Below are 15569 nucleotides of genomic sequence, written 5' to 3'. Positions count from 1 at the left end.
CGTGGGTGTTGCTCGCCGTTGCGCCTGCGGCGGGCGGGGTCCGCTGCGCGGGGCTGTTGGGTGCGGTGACGGGCCTGCGCGGGGGGGGGGGGGGGGGGGGGGGGGGGGGGCCCCCCCTCCCCCCTCCCCCCCCCCCCCCCCCCCCCCCCCCCCCCCCCCCCCCCGCTCCGGCCCGTCCCCTCCCGTTGGGTGGTGGGAAAACGGTTGGTGGGGGCTGCTCTGAGTGGTCCGGTGCGCCGCACTGGTCGCAGTGAAACAGCCTACGGACGCCCGCCCCCACTCACCGGCCCCTCCGGCCCGTCACCGCACCCACAAACCACCCGGCCCGCCGCAGGCGCAACGGCGAGCAACACCCACGGCGGGAAAGCCGAAAACGTGGGAAAAGAAGGGCTAGGCCTCCAGCCCAATCGCAAAGGCAGCCTCAAGATCGTGCTGGCTGTACGTGCGGAAGGCGATGTGCGTCTCTGTGGAGGTGACGCCGGGGACCTTGCTGATGCGGCCGGGGATGACGTCGGCGAGGTCGTCGTGGGCGGCGACGCGGACCATCGCGATGAGGTCGTGGGCGCCGGTGACCGAGTAGACCTCGCTGACGCCGTCCAGCGCGGCGATCTTCTCGGCGATCTCCGGGATCTGGTCCACGTTGGTCTTGATGAGCACGATCGACGTGATCACGGCTGGCTCTCTTCCTCGGTCGCCCGGTCGTTCGCCCTGGTGGCCCCCACACTATCCCTCCCGTAGCGGGCCCATGCGTAGAGGAAGCCGAGCGCGAAGCCGATGACATGGGCGAGGTAGGCGACGCCCGGACCGCGGGGGTCGTCCTGGGCCGCCTGCCACTGGATGACGAACCAGAAGAGCAGCACGATCCAGGCGGGAAAGCGCAGCGGCAGGAAGAACAGGAACGGGAAGAGGCTGGTGACCCGGGCCGTCGGGAACAGGTAGAGGAAGGCGCCCAGGACGCCGGAGATCGAGCCGGAGGCGCCGACCAGCGTCTGGCCCGAGTCGGCGTGCGCGGCCGCGTAGCCGAGCAGCGCCAGGTAGCCGATGATGAGGTAGAAGGCGGTGAACGGCAGCCGGCCCATGCGCGCCTCGGCCATCGCGCCGAAGACGTAGAGGAACAGCATGTTGCCGAGCAGGTGCAGCCAGCTGCCGTGCACGAACAACGCGGTGAGCGGCGTGACCAGCGCCCGTACCGAGCCGCTCCACAGATCCAGCGGGATCACGCCCCACCGCTCGAAATAGGCGGTCTGGGCCTTCAGCAGGGCGTCGCCGGTGCCGTATATCCGGTTCAGGCCGGAGGCGGGGCCGAGCACGAAGACCGCACAGCACAGGCCGATCAGCACATTCGTCATCCGCGAGAACACCGCGGTCAGGGACCGGGTGGGGTGCGGACGACGGGGGAGGAGACCGGAGGAGCGGGGAGAACGGGGAGAGGGGGCCGGCGCCGTCATGAAGTGATCATGGCTTAATGCGGGCAATCGGGACAGAGCGCCTCGCCGGGTCCCGGCACCCGGGCGGGGCCCGCACCCGCCCCCCGTCAGGCCGTAGGGTTACAGGCAGTACCTTGCGTACTTCCGCAGTCCGACGGCGCACCGCGTGAACCGCGCAACAGCACATGACGATGAGTACGAAAGAGGACGACACGATGGCTGTTCCCCTGCCGACGGCCGAAACCCGGTGGCGCTGCACGCTGTGCGGCAACCTCACGCGTTTCGATGTGACCCGCCGGTCCAAGGTGGTGGAGTACGTCCACCTGGACCTTGCCGGGGACCCGAAGGTGGAGGAGCGCGAGGTCCTCAGTGAGAGCATCGAGTCCGTGCGCTGCCGCTGGTGCAACGCGGTCGACCAGATCGAGCTGGTGGACCGTCCGGGCGCGAACGCCTGAGATCGGAGCGAGGCAGCCGTGGTGGACCGTCCAGAAGGGGAGCCGGGGGCCCGGCGTGACGACGTACCCGAGGGTGCGGCGGACGAGGTGCTCGACCGACCGCTGCCCGAGGGCGTACGGCGCCGTGTCGTGGCGCTCACCGCGGAGTCGTTCGGCGCGCTGACGGTCGCCGAACTCCCGCCCCCGCTGCGGCAGTACGCCCGGTTCACCCCGACTCGTCGGGCCAAATTCGCCGGAAACGCGATGGCCGCGGCGCTGGAGAGCGACGCGGTCTTCCGGCAGCGGATCGCCGGCAAGCTGCACGAGACGCAGCCGGAGCTGGCCGCGGCGCTGGAGCACGGCACCCCGCCCGCGGCCGCCGATCCGCTCGATGTCGCGGCGGCGGCCTATGTGCTGCGGCCCGAGGGCTGGGTCAAGCTGGTCGCGGCGGCCGGCGAGGAGGCCCAGCGGGCGCGCGCCGAGCGGGCCGGCGAGGAGGCCGAGCGGGAGCTGGCCCGGCTGCGCGAGGAGCTGGCGCAGGCGCGCGGCGAGGCCCGTACGGAGGCCGACCGCATCCGGGTGGACCTGGATGCGGTGCGCAAGGAGAACGAGTCGCTGCGGCGCAAGCTGCGCAGTGCGCTGAGCGACATCAAGCGCGGTGAGGCGGCGGTCCGCAAGGCCGAGGCCGCGCTGGCGGAGGAGCGGGACCGGGCGGCCACCGAGAAGACCGGCGCGGACAGCGAGGTGCGCCGGCTCAAGGGCCGGATCGCCGAGGCCGAGACGGCGCTGGAGACCAGCCGGCGCTCCGCGCGCGAGGGCCGCAGCGTCGAGGACATGCGGCTGCGGCTGCTGCTGGACACGGTCCTGGACGCGGCCCAGGGGCTGCGCCGCGAACTGGCCCTGCCGCCCGCGAACGTGCACCCGGCGGACACCGTCGAGGCGGTCGCGCCGGGGCGGATGACGCCCAAGGACATCGCGACCCGGGCGCTGTCGGAGATGGACCCGGCGCTGCTCGACCAGCTTCTCGCCCTGCCGCAGGCGCATTTGGTGGTGGATGGCTACAACGTCACCAAAACCGGCTATCCGACCATGCCGCTCGAAAAGCAGCGGCTGCGGCTGCTGGGCGGCCTCGCGGTGCTGGCGGCGCAGACCGGCGCCGAGATGACCTGTGTCTTCGACGGGGCGGAGCTGGCGGCGCCGGTGCTGCTCGCGCCGCCGCGCGGGGTCCGGGTCCTGTTCAGCAAACCGGGCGTAACGGCCGATGAGTTGATTCGTCAGCTGGTAAGGGCCGAACCGCCCGGCCGCCCGGTCGTCGTGGTCTCCACGGACCGGGAAGTGGCCGACGGTGTGGCGAAGGCCGGGGCGCGCCCGGTCGCATCGGCCTTGCTTCTCAAGCGACTTGCCCGCACCTGACGCACTGCCCCTTCCTCGGGGTGCCGGACGCGGAATTCGCTTGCGCTCCGTATCTGAGCGTCAATTGGCGCTTACTGCCTGTGCGATGTTGGTAAAGGATGGGGTTGGTGGCGCAGAATTTTCCCGTGAGGATTTGAAGCGATCACAACTCCGTTACTAAGGTCAGCCCCGAACCTTCATGCAGATGATCATCCAACCGGGATGAACAGTGAAGGAACCGCCGAGTCCGCGGCGTTCACGCGGAGCCGGGGTCTCACCCCCCCACTTCCCGGTAGGCGGCTGGAGGAAGAAGGAGCTCGCCCCCGTGGCGTCCCACCGTCGACCCAAGCAGCCGAGCCGTACCCGCGTGACCGTGCTCACCGCCACCGCCGCGGCGGCCGTGGCTCTCTCGTCCCAGGCCGCCCAGGCCGACCCCCACCAGTCGAAGAAGGACGTCAAGTCCGAGGTCGACAAGCTCTACGGGGAGGCCGAGCAGGCCACCGAGAAGTACAACGGGGTCAAGGAGCAGCAGGAGAAGCTCCAGAAGGAGGTCGACGACCTCCAGGACAAGGTGGCCCGGGGCCAGGGTGAGCTGAACGAGATGCGCAAGGGCCTCGGTGCGGTCGCCTCCGGCCAGTACCGCAGCGGCAGCATCGACCCCTCGGTCCAGCTGTTCCTCTCCGGCGACCCGGACACCTACCTCGAAAAGGCCGCCACGCTCGACCAGTTGAGCGGCAAGCAGGCCGACCAGCTGAAGACCATCGCGGACAAGCAGCGCCGGCTCGCCCAGGAGCGCGCGGAGGCCGCGGCCAAGATCAAGGACCTCTCCGAGACCCGTAAGGCGCTCGGTGACAAGAAGGACGAGATCAAGGGCAAGCTCGGCAAGGCGCAGGAGCTGCTCAACAAGATGACCGCCAAGGAGCGGGCGGCCATGCAGGCCGAGGAGGACCGCGCCAACCGCAGCAACGAGCGGGTCAACCTCGGCGATGACGTCCCGGCTTCGGGCCGCGGTGCGGCCGCCCTCCAGGCCGCGCAGTCCAAGATAGGTTCGCCCTACGTCTGGGGTGCCACCGGCCCGTCGTCCTTCGACTGCTCCGGTCTGACCTCGTGGGCGTACCAGCAGGCCGGCCAGTCGCTGCCGCGCACCTCGCAGGCACAGGCCAGCGCCGGTACCCAGATCAGCTCGCAGAGCGCCCTCAAGCCCGGCGACCTGGTGCTCTTCTACAGCGACCTGCACCACATCGGCCTCTACGCGGGCAACGGCCAGGTGCTGCACGCACCGAAGCCGGGCGCCAACGTGCGCTATGAGTCGATCAACAACATGCCCTTCATGTATGGCGTGCGGGTCTGACAAGCCGTACAGCCCCCTCAACCTGCCGCCCGAACGGGCGAATTGCGGCCTCGGCCGCTGACCTGCCGCCCCGCCGGTGACCTGCACAGTCACCGGCGGGGCGGCTTTTTGCGGTCGAAATGGGCGCTTTGGCCGGTGTGCATCGCCGCCGTTACTGTCTGCCCTCGCAGCATCCGGTTCACCGCGCGCCCTCCCGGGGCGGCAGGGGCTGCACGGAAGGAGTGCGGCTCTCGTGGTGTCCCACCGCCGTACCTCGCAGCGCGCCCATACCGCCCTCGCCGGAGCCACCGTGGTGTCGGCCGCCCTGGCGACCGCGGCCGCCGCGCTGTCGGCGCCACCGGCCGCCGCCGACCCCGCGGGCAGCCCGTCCACCAACCGTGCCGCGGCGGCCGCACGGGTCGACAGCCTCTACGTCCAGGCGGAGCGGGCCACCGAGAAGTACAACGGGGCACAGGCCCGGACCAAGGAGCTGCGCCACGAGGTGGCAGCCCTCCAGGACCGCACCGCCCGCGCCCAGGAGCGGGTGAACCGGATGCGCGGCCATCTGGGCGCGCTGGCCGCCGCCCAGTACCGGTCGGGCGGGATCGACCCCACGGTCCGGCTGATGCTCTCCGAACGGCCCGACACCTACCTGGAGAAGGCCTCCGCGCTCGACCGGCTCGGCCACCGGCAGGCCGATGAGCTGCGCGGCCTCCAAGCGGCACAGCGCTGCCTGGAGCAGCAGCGCAGGGAGACCGTCAGGAAGCTCGCCGAGCTGGAGGCCGGCCGCAAGGCCGTCGCCCGCCACAAGAAGGACGTACAGCGCAAGCTGGCCACCGCGCGACGGCTGCTGAACGCGCTCCCCCAGCGCGACCGGGCCGCCTACGAGCGGGCCTCCCGGAGCGACGGGCACCGCGAGGCGGCCCCGGACCTGAGCGGCGCCGTACCCTCCTCCGGGCGGGCCGCCGCCGCCGTCGCCGCGGCGCGGGCCGCGGTCGGGCGCCCGTACGCCTGGGGGAGCAGCGGCCCCACGTCCTTCGACTGCTCCGGACTCACCCAATGGGCCTACGGCCGGGCCGGAGTCTCCCTCCCGCGTACCTCCCAGGCCCAGCGGGGCGCCGGCCGGCAGGTGCCGCTGAGCCAGGCACGCCCCGGTGACCTGGTCATCTACCGTTCGGACGCCAGCCATGTCGGGATGTACGTCGGCAACGGCCAAGTGGTGCACGCGCCCTACCCCGGCGCACGGGTCCGCTACGACCCCGTCGGGATGATGCCGATCTCGTCCGTCACCAGGCCCTGAGGCGGATCTCCGCGTTTTTGCCCGGGCCGGGCCCGACCTACGATCGTCCGCATGTCCTACCAGCGGGCGAGACGGCGGCCGTCGCGGGCCGGGGCGGCGGGCTGCGCCGCCCTGCTTCTCGCGCTGCTCGCCCCGCTGGCCGGCTGCGGGCCCGCGGGCTCCCCGCCGGCCCCGGCCCGCTTCCCCGACGTCCAGCGGATGCTCGTCGCCCGCGCGCGCGCCGTCGAGCGGCAGGACGCGGCGGGCTTCCTCGCCTCCGTCGACCCGCGGGCCGCCGGCTACCGCGACCGCCAGCGCGCGATGTTCGCCCACCTGAAGGGCGTGCCGCTGGCCGACTGGCACTACGACCTCGACTCCACCGACGCCTTCCCGCTCCCGGCCGGCGGCGACCGGACGCGGCTGGCCGCGAAGGTGCGGCTGCGCTACCGCCTCAAGGGCTTCGACACCGCGCCGGTGCACGCCGTCCAGTACCTCACCCTGACCGAGCGCGACGGTCGCTGGCTGATCTCCTCGGACACCGACGGCGCGGCGGCGGGCCGCAGCGGCACCCGCCAGCTGTGGGACCAGGGGCCGGTGAAGCTGGTCCGCGGCCGGTACAGCCTGGTGCTCGGCGGCAGCGCGCAGCGGGCGCGGCTGAAGGATCTGGCGCACCGGGTGGACCGGGCGGTGCCGGCGGTCTCCGCGGCCTGGAAGGGGAAGTGGTCGCAGAAGGTCGTGGTGGAGGCGCCGGACTCGGTGGAGGGCATGGCGCAGCTGATGGGCAGCGACGACCCGTCCGGCTACGCGGGGATCGCGGCGGTCACCACCGGGGAGGCCGGGGTTTCGACGACCGCGCCCGCGGACCGCGTGATCATCAACCCGGACGCCTACGAGGAGCTCAACGACCTGGGCCGCCGGGTGGTCCTCACCCACGAGACCGCCCATGTCGCCACCCGTACGGCCACCACGCCGGCCACCCCGCTGTGGCTCTCCGAGGGCTTCGCCGACTGGGCCGCCTACCGCGGTATCCGCCGCAAGGCGGCCCTCACGGCCCCCGAACTCACCCACGCGGTCGCCGCCGGCAAGCTCCCCGTCCGTCTGCCGACCGACGAGGACTTCGGCTTCAAGGCGGGCGCCGACCGGCTGGCGAAGGCCTACGAGGGCAGCTGGCTGGCCTGCCGGATGATCGCCGAGAAGTGGGGCGAGGCCAAGCTGCGCGCCTTCTACCGGGCGGCGGGCAGGAGCGCGGCCCAGGTCTCGGCGGGGAGTGCGGGGGCCCCGATCGAGGCGGCCTCGTCGGCCACGGCGGCCTCCTCCCGCTCCCGCCCGGCCACCCCGGCCGCCCGCCCCGGGGAGCGGCCGAAGGCCCGCGCCGAGCGGACCGACCACGCCATGCGCGCCCAACTGGGCGTCAGCATGGCGGAGTTCACCCGGCAGTGGCGCGCCTTCGTGCGGAAACAGCTGGCGCGCTGAGGGCGGCGGACGGGCTCACGGCGAGGGTGGCGCGCCCTCGGTACGGGGCTGCGGGGCGGTGCCGGTGAGTTCCGGGGGAGCGGCGGGGGCCCCGGCGGGCGCACGGCGGGCGGGCACCACGCCGACGGTCCCGGTCCGCCCGCGACCGGCCCGCCCGCGCCCGTCGCCCCGGGTCGAGACCCACAGCCGGCGGCAGGCGATCAGCGACGCGGTGACCAGCAGCCCGTTGCGTACGGTCAGCAGCGCGACGCCCCACGGATCGCTCGCGACGACCTGCGCGAAGCCGACGGGGAACTCCAGCAGCGTGACCCCGGTGGCGATCAGGACCAGCACCACGGGCAGCGTCTGCCGGGCGGCACGTACGGTCACACAGACCGCGCCGAGCCCCACCAGCCACAGCATGTACTGCGGGCTGATCACCCGGCTGGTGGTCGTGAACAGCAGCGTGGCGGTGAAGGCGGCCTCGCACAGCGTCCCGGGCCGCAGCTCCCGGACCCGCACCCGCCACAGGAACAGCCAGCCCACGGCGGCCAGGCTCAGGGTGAGCGAGACGGTGCTGACGAACGGGACACCCGGGCCGAGGAACTCCAGCGAGCCGTAGTTCAGCAGCACCTGCCCGTCCCACCCGTAGTGGCGGGCCACATGGAAGACCAGCGCGCCGAGCGACTCGACCTCCGTACCGCGGTCGCGCTGGAAGGTGAGGAAGGCCAGCGCGCCCGGTGCGGCGGCCACGAGGAGCACGGTCAGCCCGGTCGCGGTGCCGGCCGCGGTCCGCCACAGCGCGCGGGCCCGGCGGCCGCGCAGCGCCGCCCCGGTCAGCAGCAGCGCGGGCCAGACCTTCAGCAGCGCCCCGAAGGCGATCAGCGCGCCCGCCACCCGCGGCCGCCGGGCGGCGGCGAACAGCGCGGCGACGGCGACCGCGGTGACCATCAGGTCGTAGCGGGCGTAGGCCGTCGGGCCCAGCAGCGCCACCCCCGCGATCCACACCCAGGCGCTGGCCGGCCGGTGCTCCGCCCGGCGGCTGGCCCGCAGCAGGAGCGCCAGCGTCGCCGCGTCCGTGATCAGGATCAGGGTGAAGAAGGCCGTGGCGTAGTCCAGGAACGGCAGCAGACCGGGGGAGAGGATCGCCAGCGCCGCGGCCGGCGGGTACTGCCAGGTCACATCGTTCAGCGGGAAGGTGCCGGTCTGCAGGACGCCGAACCAGCCCTGATAGATCACCGAGACGTCGGTGGTGACGTCCGGCCCCGGCAGCACCAGCACTCTCAGGACGCACAGCAGGACCACCGCCCGGGTCGCGGCCCAGACCGCGACCGGGAGCCACACCCCGCGCGCTCTGCTGATCCTGTCCATCGTCACCTCGTCGCTTTCCCGCTCGTGCCTCTGCATGATGCCGAAGGCGGCTGTCATGACCGTAGAGGAGGCACGGGGGTGGCGGGGGGGGGGGGGGCCCCCCCCCCCCCCCCCCCCACCCCCCCCCCCCCCCCCCCCCGACCCCCCCCCCCCCCCCCCCCCCCCCCCCGGTGCCGGCGGGTACTGTCGGGCCACGACCGCCGAGACCCGTCACCGAGACCCACCGTCGAGAGACCATCGTGCACAAGACCTTGATCGTCACGAACGACTTCCCGCCGCGGCCCGGCGGCATCCAGGCCTTCCTGCACAGCATGGCGCTGCGCCTGGACCCCACCCAGGTCGTCGTCTACGCCTCGACCTGGAAGCGCAGCGAGGAGGGGCGCGCGGCCACCGCCGCCTTCGACGCCGACCAGCCGTTCCCGGTGATCCGGGACCGTACGACGATGCTGCTGCCCACCCCGAGGGTGACCCGGCGGGCCACCGGGCTGCTGCGGGAACACGGCTGCTCCTCCGTCTGGTTCGGGGCGGCGGCGCCGCTCGGGCTGATGGCGCCCGCGCTCCGTGCGGCCGGCGCCCGCCGCATCGTGGCGACCACGCACGGCCACGAGGCGGGCTGGGCACAGCTGCCGGCCGCCCGGCAGCTGCTGCGCCGGATCGGTACGGGGACGGACACGCTCACCTACCTCGGGGAGTACACCCGCTCGCGGATCGCCGGTGCGCTCACCCCGGAGGCCGCCGCGCGGATGGTCCAACTCCCGCCCGGCGTCGACGAGAAGACCTTCCACCCCGGTTCGGGGGGCGATGCCGTACGGGACCGGCTCGGGCTGACCGGCCGGCCGGTGGTGGTGTGTGTCTCGCGGCTGGTCCCGCGCAAGGGCCAGGACACCCTGATCGAGGCGATGCCGGCCATTCTGGCCGCGGTGCCCGATGCGGTGCTGCTGATCGTCGGCGGCGGCCCGTACGAGAAGGAACTGCGCGCGCTGGCCCAGGAGAAGGGCGTCGCGGAATCGGTGCAGTTCACCGGAGCGGTCCCGTGGGAGGAGCTGCCGGCCCACTACGGCGCCGGCGATGTCTTCGCGATGCCGTGCCGCACCCGCCGCGGCGGGCTGGACGTCGAGGGCCTCGGCATCGTCTACCTGGAGGCATCCGCGACCGGCCTGCCCGTGGTGGCGGGCGATTCGGGCGGCGCCCCCGACGCCGTCCTGGAGGGCGAGACGGGCTGGGTCGTCCCCGGCGGGTCCCCGGCCCCCACCGCCGACCGCATCGTCACCCTGCTCCGCGACCCCGCGCTGCGCCGCTCGATGGGCGAACGCGGACGCGCCTGGGTGGAGGAGAAGTGGCGCTGGGACCTGCTGGCGGAGCGCCTGAAGGAACTCCTCTGAGCGGCCCTTCCGCAGTCCGGGTCCCATGACGAATCCGCCGCCGTGGCGCGGCCACGACGGCGGATCACGGAAGGCCGAACGGCCCGGCGGGGGCCGCCGCTACGCGCGGTAGAGCGCCTCGATGTCCTCCGCGAAGTCCTTGGCGACCACGTTCCGCTTGAGCTTCAGCGACGGCGTGACATGGCCCGACTCCTCGGTGAACTGGGTCGGCAGGATGCGGAACTTGCGCACCGACTCGGCCTTGGAGACGGCCGCGTTGCCGTCGTCGACCGCGCGCTGGACGGCGGCCAGCAGCTCCGGGTCCTCGGCGATCCGGGACGGCGTCACATCGGCGGGGTGGCCGTGCTCCTCGGCCCAGCGGGGCAGGAACTCCTCGTCGAGGGTGACCAGCGCGCCGATGAACGGCCGGCCGTCGCCGACGACCATGCACTCGGCGATCAGGGCGTGCGCCCGGATCCGGTCCTCGATCACCGCCGGGGCGACGTTCTTGCCGCCCGCGGTGACGAGGATCTCCTTCTTGCGGCCGGTGATGGCGAGGTAGCCGTCCTCGTCGAGGGTGCCGAGGTCGCCGGTGTGGAACCAGCCGTCGGACAGCGCCTCCTTGGTGGCCGACGGGTTGTTCCAGTACTCGGTGAACAGGTGCTCGCCGTGCAGCAGCACCTCGCCGTCGTCGGCGATCCGCACGACCGAGCCGGGCAGCGGCTGGCCGACGGTGCCGATCTTCTGCCGGTCCCACGGGTTGAAGGCGGTGGCCGCACAGGACTCCGTCAGGCCGTAGCCCTCCAGGACGGTGAAGCCGATACCGCGGTAGAAGTGGCCGAGGCGTTCACCGAGCGGGGCGCCGCCGGAGATGGCGTGGGTGGCGCGGCCGCCGAGGACGGCGCGCAGCCTGCCGTACACGAGCCGGTCGAAGACCTTGTACTTCAGCTTCAGACCGAACGTCGGGCCCGCCGGGGTGTCCAGCGCGCGGCTGTAGGCGATCGCGACGTCCGCCGCCTTGTCGAAGATCTTGCCCTTGCCGTCGGCCTGCGCCTTGGCCCGCGCCGAGTTGTAGACCTTCTCGAAGACCCGGGGCACGCCCAGGACCAGCTTCGGCCGGAAGGAGGCGAGGTCGTCGGTGAGGTTCTTGATGTCGGGGGCGTGGCCCAGCTTGATGGGTGCCATCACCGCGGCGACCTGCACCAGCCGGCCGAAGACATGCGCGATGGGGAGGAAGAGGAGCACCGAGGACTCGCCCGTGCGGAACAGCGGCCGCAGTCGCTCGACGATGTTGCCGCACTCGGCGAAGAAGCTGCGGTGGCTGAGCACACAGCCCTTGGGGCGGCCGGTGGTGCCGGAGGTGTAGACGATGGTCGCGGGCGAGTCCGCGTCGGCGAGCGCGCTGCGCGCCTCCACCTCGTCGTCGGAGATGTCGGCGCCCGCGGCCTGGAGCCGGGCGATGGCGTCCCGTTCGATCTGCCAGATGTTCTCCAGCTCGGGCAGCCGGTCGCGGACCGACTCGACGGTCGCCTCGTGGGTGGGGCTCTCCACCAGACAGGCCACCGCGCCGGAGTCCCCCAGGATCCACTGGATCTGCTCGGCGGAACTGGTCTCGTACACGGGGACGGTGATCGCGCCGGCGCTCCAGATGGCGAAGTCCAGCAGTGTCCACTCATAACGGGTGCGCGACATCAGACCGACCCGGTCGCCGGGCCGGACCCCGGAGGCGATCAGACCTTTGGCGGCGGCGCGGACCTCGGCGAGGAAGGTGGCGGCGGTGACGTCCTGCCACGCTCCGTTCACCTTGCGTCCCATGACGGCAACATCCGGATGCTGCGCGGCATTTCGGCGGATGAGATCCGTCAGATTGCCGTCCGCGGGGACCTCGTACAGGGCCGGAAGGCTGAACTCGCGCAAGACTGCTGCTCCTCAAAAGCGCCGGCGCCACGACGCTGTGTGTTGCACCGGCGGCGGTCCACGATCATGCAAGGGGGATTGGACTGCCCGGACGTTACCCATCGGTATCGCAGTTGGGATAGGGGGGAACGGCCAGATGTTCGATGCGTCACAGCTGCGGGACACGCCATGGGGACTGACCCGCGCAGACTAGACCAATGGGTAGGTGACCCGAAAGTAACTCCGGCTGCGGGACCCCGTCTCCCGTGGGCCGCGCGCGCGATCTAGGGTGACGCCATGCGTGTGCATGTGGTCAGTGACGTCCACGGCAACAGCCGGGACCTGGCGGCGGCCGGAGCCGGCGCCGATGCCCTGGTCTGCCTCGGTGACCTGGTCCTTTTCCTCGACTATGCCGACCACTCGCGCGGCATCTTCCCCGACCTCTTCGGCACCGCGAACGCGGACGCCCTGGTCGAACTGCGCACCGCCCGCCGCTTCGAGGAGGCCCGCGCCCTGGGCCGCCGGCTGTGGGGCGAGCTGGACCGTACGGGCGTGAGCCGGGAGTCGGTCATCGAGGGCGCGGTCCGCCGGCAGTACGCCGAACTCTTCGCCGCCTTCCCGACTCCCACGTACGCCACCTACGGCAACGTCGACATACCGCGCCTGTGGCCCGAGTACGCCGGACCGGGCACCACCGTCCTGGACGGCCAGCGGGTGGAGATCGGCGGCCGGGTCTTCGGGTTCGTCGGCGGCGGCCTGACCACCCCCATGCGCACGCCCTACGAGATCAGCGACGAGGAGTACGCCGCGAAGATCGAGGCGGTCGGCGAGGTGGACGTGCTGTGCACCCATATCCCGCCCGACGTCCCCGAGCTCTGCTACGACACCGTCGCCCGCCGCTTCGAGCGCGGCAGCGCGGCCCTGCTGCACGCCATCCGCACCACCCGGCCGCGCTACTCGCTCTTCGGCCATGTGCACCAGCCGCTCGTCCGCCGGGCCCGTATCGAGGGCACGGAATGCGTCAATGTCGGCCACTTCAACGCGACCGGGACGCCCTATGTCCTGGAGTGGTGAGCCCGGACACCTCTGGTCGTGAGCCCGGGGGAGCGGGCCGGCCGGCCGCCCCGCCCCGTCGTTCCGGGCCTGCTGGTGTCCGCCCCCGTTCCCCCGCGCGGTAGCCTTCAGCAGCAGAGACACCGCGTTTCAGCAAGTCGGCGGACCGACATGAATCGGCATGGAGGAGTCACGGCGATGGCCGAACACACCAGCTCGAGCATCACGATCGAGGCGGCACCCGCCGAAGTGATGGGAGTGATCGCCGACTTTGACCGCTACCCGGAATGGACCGGAGAGGTCAAAGAGGCAGAGGTGCTCGCCAAGGACGACCGCGGCCGCGCCGAGCAGGTGCGCCTGCTGCTGGACGCCGGCGCGATCAAGGACGACCACACCCTGGCCTACACCTGGACCGGTGAGAACGAGGTCAGCTGGTCCCTGGTCAAGTCCCAGATGCTGCGCGCCCTCGACGGCTCCTACCACCTCTCCGCGCTCGGCAACGGCGTACGTACCGAGGTGACCTACCAGCTCACCGTCGACGTCAAGATCCCGATGCTCGGCATGATCAAGCGCAAGGCCGAGAAGGTCATCATCGACCGCGCGCTGGCCGGGCTGAAGAAGCGCGTCGAGAGCGGCCACGACGGCCCGCGGACGCCCGCCGACGAGGCCAAGAAGCTCTGAGCGTGCGCCTCGTCCTCGTCACGGGCACCGGCGGTGCGGGCCGCACCACGCTCGCCGCCGCGACCGCCCTGGCCGGCGCCCGCCGGGGCGAGCGGGCCCTGCTGCTCACCACGGGGAGCAGCGCACCGGAAACGGTGCTGGGCACGCCCCTCGGCGCCGACGCGCCCACCCCGATAGCCCCCGGTCTGCACGCCCGCCGGATCGACCCCGGCGACCGCTTCCGCCAGGAGTTCCTCGCCTTCCAGGAGCGCGCCGGCGCCGCCCTCGACCTGCTCGGCGCCGCGCCCCTCGACGAGGACGAGCTCACCGAACTCCCCGGCTCCGAGGACTTCGCGCTGCTGCACGCGCTGCGCGCCGAACACGCCTCGGACGACTGGGACCTCGTCGTCGTCGACATGCCGTCGGCCGCCGAGACCGTCCGGCTGCTCGCCCTGCCGGCCCAGGTGCGCCGCTATCTGCGCCGGCTGCTGCCGCCCGAGCGGCAGGCGGCCCGGGCGCTGCGCCCGGTGCTCGCCCAGCTGGCCGGCGTCCCGATGCCCGCCCAGAAGCTGTACGACGCCGCCGAGCGCTGGGAGACCGAACTCGCCGCCGTCCAGCGGACGATCGATGACCCCGGCACCTCCGTACGTCTGGTCACCGAAGCCGGCCCGGTCGCCGCCGCCACGCTGCGCACCCTCCGCGCCGGACTCGCGCTGCACGGCCGGCGCACCGACGGCCTGGTCGTCAACCGGCTGCTGCCCACCGGCTCGGCCGACCCGTTCCTCGCCGCGCTCTCCGGCAGCCAGCAGACCGCCCTCAAGGCACTGCGCGAGGAGTTCCCCGACCTCCCCGTCCACGAGGTCCCGCACCTGGGCCGGGACCCCCAGGGCGTCGATGAGCTCGACGAGTTGATCGGCGGCCCGGCCGGCGGCATCGGCACGGAAGGGCCCGCCGGCGGACGCCGGCTCGACCCCTGGACCGTCGAGGACCGGCTGGCCACCGACGGCATCCTCGTCTGGCGGGTGCCGCTGCCCGGTGCCGAACGCCGGGGCCTCGGTCTGGTGCGCCGCGGCGACGAGATCGTGGTCACCGTCGGCCGCTTCCGGCGGATCCGTACGCTGCCCTCCGCGCTGCGCCGCTGCACCGTCTCCGGCGCCGGACTGCGCGACGGCGCCCTGGAGATCCGCTTCACCCCGGATCCGGACCTGTGGCCCAAGAGCGACTGAACGCGCTACCACCGTTCGGGTAACGTCGAGGGTGGGCCCCGCCCCGACGTGCCCGTCCCGCACTGCTTCGCCGTACCGCCTCGCAGCAGGAGTCACGGAGTTCCCCATGAGTGATGCCACCGAGCGCCCCGCCGACCGCCGGGCCGAGCCCGATGCCGACGCCTGGTCGACCGCCTGCGCCGAGGACCTCGCGGCCGAGAAGGCCCGGCACCGCGCCGCCCACGGCCCGCAGCCGGGCAGCGCCGCCGAGGAACTGCGCAAGCTCGCGGAGGCGGTGACCGACAAGCTCGCCGGTATCCAGCTGCCCGGCGCGCTCGGCGGGATCGCCGCACAGGGCGCCGTCAACCAGCTGTTCAAGCAGGCCAAGGCGGCCGTCGAGCCGGTCATCGAGCGCAACCCCGATATCTTCGACCACCTCGCCGCGGCCGGCTCCGAGCTGCTCGCCGCCTACCGCTCCGCCGTCGAGGGCAGCGAGCGCCGCTGGACCCGTGAGGACCTCGGCGACCGGCCCGACGCCCGCCGCGAGGACGATCCGCGCGACGACGACGGCCCCACCGGCACCGAGCGGATCGACCTCGACTGAGCCCCCCGGGCCGCCGGTGTACGCGGGGTGTCCCCACCCCTACAGCCCGAAGAACGTGGGCGGCACCCCGGCCTCCGGTACGGTGGGTCCCGGCGGGGTTCGAGC

The 15569-nt window shown here is 72.9% G+C and carries 14 protein-coding genes; 10 read left to right on the top strand and 4 right to left on the bottom strand.

Annotated elements, in window-relative coordinates; translation table 11 throughout:
- Positions 1 to 390 precede the first annotated feature (390 nt).
- Positions 391 to 672, bottom strand: a complete 282-nt coding sequence (locus ACZ4XD_RS18945; RefSeq protein WP_042161938.1) for an Lrp/AsnC family transcriptional regulator — start codon at positions 670 to 672, stop codon at positions 391 to 393.
- Positions 669 to 1349, bottom strand: coding sequence for a rhomboid family intramembrane serine protease (locus tag ACZ4XD_RS18940; RefSeq protein ID WP_042162181.1), 681 nt, complete (start codon positions 1347 to 1349; stop codon positions 669 to 671). The genes ACZ4XD_RS18945 and ACZ4XD_RS18940 overlap by 4 nt, the downstream gene beginning before the upstream one ends.
- 293 nt (positions 1350 to 1642) lie before the next feature.
- Here ACZ4XD_RS18940 and ACZ4XD_RS18935 point away from each other — a divergent pair, with 293 nt between their 5' ends.
- The 5 genes from ACZ4XD_RS18935 to ACZ4XD_RS18915 all read left to right on the top strand — a co-directional run bounded on the left by ACZ4XD_RS18935 (position 1643) and on the right by ACZ4XD_RS18915 (position 7335).
- Positions 1643 to 1882 (top strand): hypothetical protein, encoded by a 240-nt coding sequence (locus tag ACZ4XD_RS18935; RefSeq protein ID WP_388198606.1) that lies wholly within the window; start codon positions 1643 to 1645, stop codon positions 1880 to 1882.
- Between the two features lie 18 nt (positions 1883 to 1900).
- Positions 1901 to 3274: an NYN domain-containing protein gene (locus tag ACZ4XD_RS18930; protein WP_468043456.1), complete on the top strand. Its 1374-nt coding sequence runs from the start codon at positions 1901 to 1903 to the stop codon at positions 3272 to 3274.
- Positions 3275 to 3578: 304 nt separating this feature from the next.
- The gene (locus tag ACZ4XD_RS18925) at positions 3579 to 4604 is read left to right on the top strand and encodes a C40 family peptidase (protein WP_468043454.1); all 1026 of its coding nucleotides are present in this window, start codon (positions 3579 to 3581) and stop codon (positions 4602 to 4604) included.
- 232 nt (positions 4605 to 4836) lie between these two features.
- Positions 4837 to 5883: a C40 family peptidase gene (locus ACZ4XD_RS18920; protein WP_468043452.1), complete on the top strand. Its 1047-nt coding sequence runs from the start codon at positions 4837 to 4839 to the stop codon at positions 5881 to 5883.
- 51 nt (positions 5884 to 5934) lie between these two features.
- A complete protein-coding gene (locus ACZ4XD_RS18915; RefSeq protein ID WP_468043450.1) occupies positions 5935 to 7335 on the top strand; it encodes a hypothetical protein in 1401 nt (466 codons plus the stop codon).
- A gap of 15 nt (positions 7336 to 7350) precedes the next feature.
- Here ACZ4XD_RS18915 and ACZ4XD_RS18910 read toward each other — a convergent pair whose 3' ends face one another.
- Positions 7351 to 8685, bottom strand: coding sequence for a glycosyltransferase 87 family protein (locus ACZ4XD_RS18910; protein WP_468043564.1), 1335 nt, complete (start codon positions 8683 to 8685; stop codon positions 7351 to 7353).
- A 239-nt stretch (positions 8686 to 8924) separates the two neighbouring features.
- Between ACZ4XD_RS18910 and ACZ4XD_RS18905 the strand changes: the two genes are divergently transcribed.
- Positions 8925 to 10067, top strand: coding sequence for a glycosyltransferase family 4 protein (locus ACZ4XD_RS18905; protein WP_468043448.1), 1143 nt, complete (start codon positions 8925 to 8927; stop codon positions 10065 to 10067).
- A 99-nt stretch (positions 10068 to 10166) separates the two neighbouring features.
- On the opposite strand, the gene ACZ4XD_RS18900 is transcribed toward ACZ4XD_RS18905, so the two are convergent.
- Positions 10167 to 11963, bottom strand: a complete 1797-nt coding sequence (locus ACZ4XD_RS18900; RefSeq protein WP_468043446.1) for an AMP-dependent synthetase/ligase — start codon at positions 11961 to 11963, stop codon at positions 10167 to 10169.
- Between the two features lie 276 nt (positions 11964 to 12239).
- Between ACZ4XD_RS18900 and ACZ4XD_RS18895 the strand changes: the two genes are divergently transcribed.
- From ACZ4XD_RS18895 to ACZ4XD_RS18880, 4 genes are all read left to right on the top strand, one after another.
- Positions 12240 to 13016 carry a metallophosphoesterase family protein gene (locus tag ACZ4XD_RS18895; protein ID WP_042161959.1) on the top strand — a complete coding sequence of 259 codons (777 nt, stop codon included), beginning with the start codon at positions 12240 to 12242 and terminating at the stop codon, positions 13014 to 13016.
- 177 nt (positions 13017 to 13193) lie between these two features.
- Positions 13194 to 13676, top strand: a complete 483-nt coding sequence (locus ACZ4XD_RS18890; RefSeq protein ID WP_468043444.1) for an SRPBCC family protein — start codon at positions 13194 to 13196, stop codon at positions 13674 to 13676.
- Positions 13677 to 13678: 2 nt separating this feature from the next.
- Complete coding sequence (locus ACZ4XD_RS18885; RefSeq protein WP_468043442.1) at positions 13679 to 14881, top strand: ArsA family ATPase; 1203 nt, start codon at positions 13679 to 13681, stop codon at positions 14879 to 14881.
- A 106-nt stretch (positions 14882 to 14987) separates the two neighbouring features.
- Complete coding sequence (locus ACZ4XD_RS18880; RefSeq protein WP_468043440.1) at positions 14988 to 15464, top strand: DUF5304 domain-containing protein; 477 nt, start codon at positions 14988 to 14990, stop codon at positions 15462 to 15464.
- Positions 15465 to 15569 lie beyond the last annotated feature (105 nt).

It is taken from the genome of Streptomyces sp. NPDC029466, from assembly GCF_055574515.1.
This window is presented reverse-complemented; position numbering and strand designations above follow the sequence as displayed.

What these genes read in the sequence shown, in the direction of transcription:
- ACZ4XD_RS18940 (WP_042162181.1), bottom strand. Translation starts at nt 1,349, where the DNA reads ATGACGAATGTGCTGATCGGCCTGTGCTGTGCGGTCTTCGTGCTCGGC.
- ACZ4XD_RS18935 (WP_388198606.1), top strand. Translation starts at nt 1,643, where the DNA reads ATGGCTGTTCCCCTGCCGACGGCCGAAACCCGGTGGCGCTGCACGCTG.
- ACZ4XD_RS18915 (WP_468043450.1), top strand. Translation starts at nt 5,935, where the DNA reads ATGTCCTACCAGCGGGCGAGACGGCGGCCGTCGCGGGCCGGGGCGGCG.
- ACZ4XD_RS18910 (WP_468043564.1), bottom strand. Translation starts at nt 8,685, where the DNA reads ATGGACAGGATCAGCAGAGCGCGCGGGGTGTGGCTCCCGGTCGCGGTC.
- ACZ4XD_RS18895 (WP_042161959.1), top strand. Translation starts at nt 12,240, where the DNA reads ATGCGTGTGCATGTGGTCAGTGACGTCCACGGCAACAGCCGGGACCTG.
- ACZ4XD_RS18890 (WP_468043444.1), top strand. Translation starts at nt 13,194, where the DNA reads ATGGCCGAACACACCAGCTCGAGCATCACGATCGAGGCGGCACCCGCC.
- ACZ4XD_RS18880 (WP_468043440.1), top strand. Translation starts at nt 14,988, where the DNA reads ATGAGTGATGCCACCGAGCGCCCCGCCGACCGCCGGGCCGAGCCCGAT.